A 3,983-nucleotide genomic window follows, 5' to 3' on the forward strand; every position below is an offset into this window, starting at 1 on the left:
AAATTATTTACTATTAATTTAATGGAGCATAAATTATTTAAATCTAGATTTTAGGATTCCGTAGGTTGAATACAATCAGAAATTTTTGATACTGAGACAAAAAGATGAAAAACCATAACATCTCAGGTGTAACTGAATTAAGGATAAAACTTTATCATTAATTGAAGTTTAGTTGTGATAAACGCTAACTAATAACTCCATAATTTGCACACATTTGCTGGTTAGTATAAGCACACTTTAAGCTTATTCTAACTGCAAATGAAATACTCTTTACTTATCGCTACATGTTTACTGTCTTTTTCCTGTGTAGCAACCTCACTACCAAGCTCTCTATTAAATCAAGTCACTGACCTTGAGAACCAAGGCAAGCTCATTGAAGCACTCACTATTCTAGAGCAATACAAAGATAAAAATAGCGCTACATCGAGCCCTGTAATTGTGATGGCACAAGCGCCTCTGTTACGTAAACAAGGTCATTACAACAAAGCGATTGAACTATTATCGCCATTACAAAAGCTTGCTAGTTTAAGCAAAAAGGACCAATACCACATCCAAAAAGAGTTGGGGATCAACTATCGTCGCCAATTAAAAACAATAGAAGCAAAAAAACACTATATGGCAGCCTTAGCGCTTGCAAACGAGCTTGAAGACAAAAACCTACAAGCACAAAGCCATAGCAATTTGGGTTCACTATACGACACACTAAATGATCTTGAACAATCAATGCATCATCAGGTAAAAGCACAAGCGTTATTAGAAAACAGCGATAATTATGAACTTGTTGCCACTAACTTTTATAACTTAGCAAACCTTGCTCACAGGCTTGATGACCTCACGCAATCTGAGTACTTCTATAAAAAAGCACTCGAGTTTGATATTAAAACCAAAAACCAAATGAATATTGCTGATACCAGTTTACAACTTGCCAAGCTGGTGTATAAACGAGGCGATTTAGAGCAGGCTCTTCCCTTATTAAATAACGCCTTTACCCGTTTAGCCGACGTCAAAGCCTATGAAAATATGGCGACGGCGAAGCATACGTTAATGCAATTGTATTTGAAAATAGGCAACCAGCATATGGCTCTCAGTAGTGCTGAGTCTGGGCTCAATGCAGCGCTTAAATCTGGCTCGGCGTTAAGTAAGATCTACTCTTACTTTAATTTAATTGAATTGCATTTAGTCCTTAAAAACCCTGAGCTAATTGGTCTTTATTTAAGTCGAACAAAAGAGTTGTTACTAGGTATCAATAACCGATTATTGAATCAAAAGCAGCACGGCTATACCGCAATTTATGCTGAATTGATAGGTGATTACAAGCTAGCAGCTGAGCAGCTAAAGCTTGAAAATGAACTGGCCGAGTCTTTGTTTGAAGAACATCTAAATCAAGCTGTCGAAAAGAATAAAAAGCAATTAACAGCAATCGAGCAACAGCAACGAATTGATGATGAAATACAAAAAAACAAACTCGCAACTGCACAAATGAATAACCAGCGACTAGAAAAACAGATTTGGTTGTTGTCTGCTGGTATTGTTTTGTTGTTTAGTATCCTTGCGTTAGTACTCTATTACTTCAAGCATCGAAAAGCGTTATTTAAAGCCAAGCTTTATCAATATAACTTAATTGAAAAAGACAAAATGCTCGCTGATATCTCTCATGAATTACGCACCCCATTGAGCGTATTGAAACTGCATATAGAAGCGCTTGAGCTCGATATTCAAGAAAACCGCGATCTCGCCTACAGCAAAATTAATGGCAAGATAGCACAACTTAATAACTTAATTTCAGATGTATATCAGTTATCGCAAGCTGAAAATAAAACTCTTACATTGAACCTTCAACAATATAATGCCGCACAAATTTTTGCAGAATACGAGCAAGACATGCGCCGTTATGTTTGCAGCCATCAGCTAACTTTTTTTGCTGACATTGTTATTGCTGATGATGTTGAGATCACGGTAGATAAACAAAAGCTCGACCAGATCTTCAACAATATTTTTACTAATGCTTGTCTATATACTGACTGCCCAGGCCATGTTCGCCTAAAGGTGAGAGCGAATAAACAAGAGCTGTTTATTCAAGTCGATGATACCTCTCCGAGTGTAGCTAAAGCCCATGTTGGCAAGCTCTTTGACCGTTTATATCGTGTTGAAGAGTCTCGTAGCCGCGCATCAGGAGGCTCAGGTTTAGGGTTATCAATTTGTCAGAGTTTTGTCGAATTGATGTCAGGTACTATTAACGCATTACCGGGTAAGTCAGGTGGCTTATGTATTAGAATCTTACTGCCTTTAGGTAATAAATAAGCCTCTCCATTTTTCCACCACATTTTATTGCTTAAATAGCACTATAAACTACTGTGGAATGGAACCATGTCAGAGTCATTAAAGCACGCCCAATGGGCAAAATCTATTGAGCGTAAACATCGCCAAAGCAATGTTAAAAAAACCAAAAAGTCCCCACTGCCAATTTATGCGGCCCTTGCCAGCATGCTGTTAAGTGCAGCACTCTATTATGCAAGCTACGAAAAGCCAATAGAGTACCCTCCACTGTCTGAAGCTGCAAAACAACGTATTTCTCAGTTTTTTGCAAAGCAATTTTTACTAGGCCAGTGGCGATTAGATCAAATTAAGTACTCAACTGATGCGATTCAGGTCTATGTACGAACGCCCTATTCGATAGCCCTTGAAGGTGAAGCGCTTAGCCAATATTTACATTACGCGCTGTGCCCTGTTCCTAGCAAACAAATTTGGCAAGATATTCAAGCAAGGGAATTATCAGTGTATGTGTTTACCCATTCGATTCGAAAAGGTGAACGTACAGTGTGTAATTAATAGTAAAGGCGATGAACGCCAAATCAATTGATTTGACGTTCATCATAGCGATAGCCTGCACCATAAACGGAAGCGACTATCTTAGGAGAGAACTGTAAATTCTTCAGTTTTTTACGAATATTTTTGATGTGACTGTCGATTACGCGGTCGGTAATATCAAAGTTATTGGGCTGAATGTGATCAAGTATCTGCTGCCTTGAAAAAACACGCTTAGGGGCTTTGTACAAAAGCTTGAATACGTCAAATTCTACTTTAGTTAAACCCAAAGACACGCCCTTTATTTCAACTTCAAGCGCATCTTCGTTTAAGCAAATAGTAGCAGGCGTTTCAACAGTTTCCTTGCTAATAGATACTGGCGCGCAGCGTCTTAAAATAGCTTTAACACGCATCACCAGCTCTGCACCGCTAAAAGGTTTACATACATAGTCATCTGCGCCATGTTCTAACCCTTTTAACCTATCAGCTTCTTCGACTTTAGCGGTTACCATAATAATAGGCACCATTGAAAAAGCGCGGATCTGCTTCATGCATTCCACGCCATCTAAATTAGGTAACATTACATCTAGAATTATTGCATCTGGATTATTTTCTTTAACCCACGACACCACAGCACTGCCATCAGTGATGTGGTGAGTAGTAAAACCAGATGCATTAAAGAACAACAGTACTTGTTCTGCAATATCTAAGTCGTCTTCAACGACTAATATCTGCGGCATTTTTATTTCCGTTTTATATTTTTTTTATTGTTTTCAGTTGTTGCTTCACCATCGCTTTAAGGGCGTCTGATAAGGTTTCATCTAGTAAAACCATAGTCAGAATATCGTGCAGGTCTTCACTATTCATGACCTCATTGAGTAAATCATTTTCAGATTTTGAATTCGGCTGAAAAAAGCTTAACTGCTCGTTATTAGTGTGTTCGCAAAACATTTTCTTTTTATCCATGTTGTTAGCATCAAATATTCAGATGGGCTTCTGCCTCTGATAGACATTTAAACGCAACAATGTGGAGTAAATATGGAGTTAATACGAAATAATGAACTTTTATATTCTACTGTAGAATTCATTCGAAGATTGTAGGTAATAAGCGCTATTTTTTCATTATCTTTCTGGATCTTGCTTAAATTATCATAACAAGAAATAAGTATATTTTATGG

At 37.6% G+C, this 3,983-nt stretch carries 4 protein-coding genes; 2 read left to right on the top strand and 2 right to left on the bottom strand.

Annotated elements, in window-relative coordinates; all coding sequences use genetic code 11:
* Positions 1-258: 258 nt before the first annotated feature.
* Positions 259-2,301, top strand: coding sequence for an ATP-binding protein (locus tag L1D46_RS19890; protein WP_239978111.1), 2,043 nt, complete (start codon positions 259-261; stop codon positions 2,299-2,301).
* Between the two features lie 66 nt (positions 2,302-2,367).
* Positions 2,368-2,829, top strand: coding sequence for a hypothetical protein (locus L1D46_RS19895; RefSeq protein WP_167657796.1), 462 nt, complete (start codon positions 2,368-2,370; stop codon positions 2,827-2,829).
* Positions 2,830-2,852: 23 nt separating this feature from the next.
* Here L1D46_RS19895 and L1D46_RS19900 read toward each other — a convergent pair whose 3' ends face one another.
* Together L1D46_RS19900 and L1D46_RS19905 are read right to left on the bottom strand one after the other, a co-directional pair.
* Positions 2,853-3,545 (bottom strand): response regulator, encoded by a 693-nt coding sequence (locus L1D46_RS19900; protein ID WP_178927122.1) that lies wholly within the window; start codon positions 3,543-3,545, stop codon positions 2,853-2,855.
* A 13-nt stretch (positions 3,546-3,558) separates the two neighbouring features.
* On the bottom strand, positions 3,559-3,771 hold the full coding sequence (locus L1D46_RS19905) for a hypothetical protein (protein WP_233786743.1): 213 nt from the start codon (positions 3,769-3,771) through the stop codon (positions 3,559-3,561).
* Between the last annotated feature and the right edge of the window lie 212 nt (positions 3,772-3,983).

It is taken from the genome of Pseudoalteromonas sp. Isolate3, assembly GCF_022398505.1.
Classification (GTDB): domain Bacteria; phylum Pseudomonadota; class Gammaproteobacteria; order Enterobacterales; family Alteromonadaceae; genus Pseudoalteromonas; species Pseudoalteromonas apostichopi.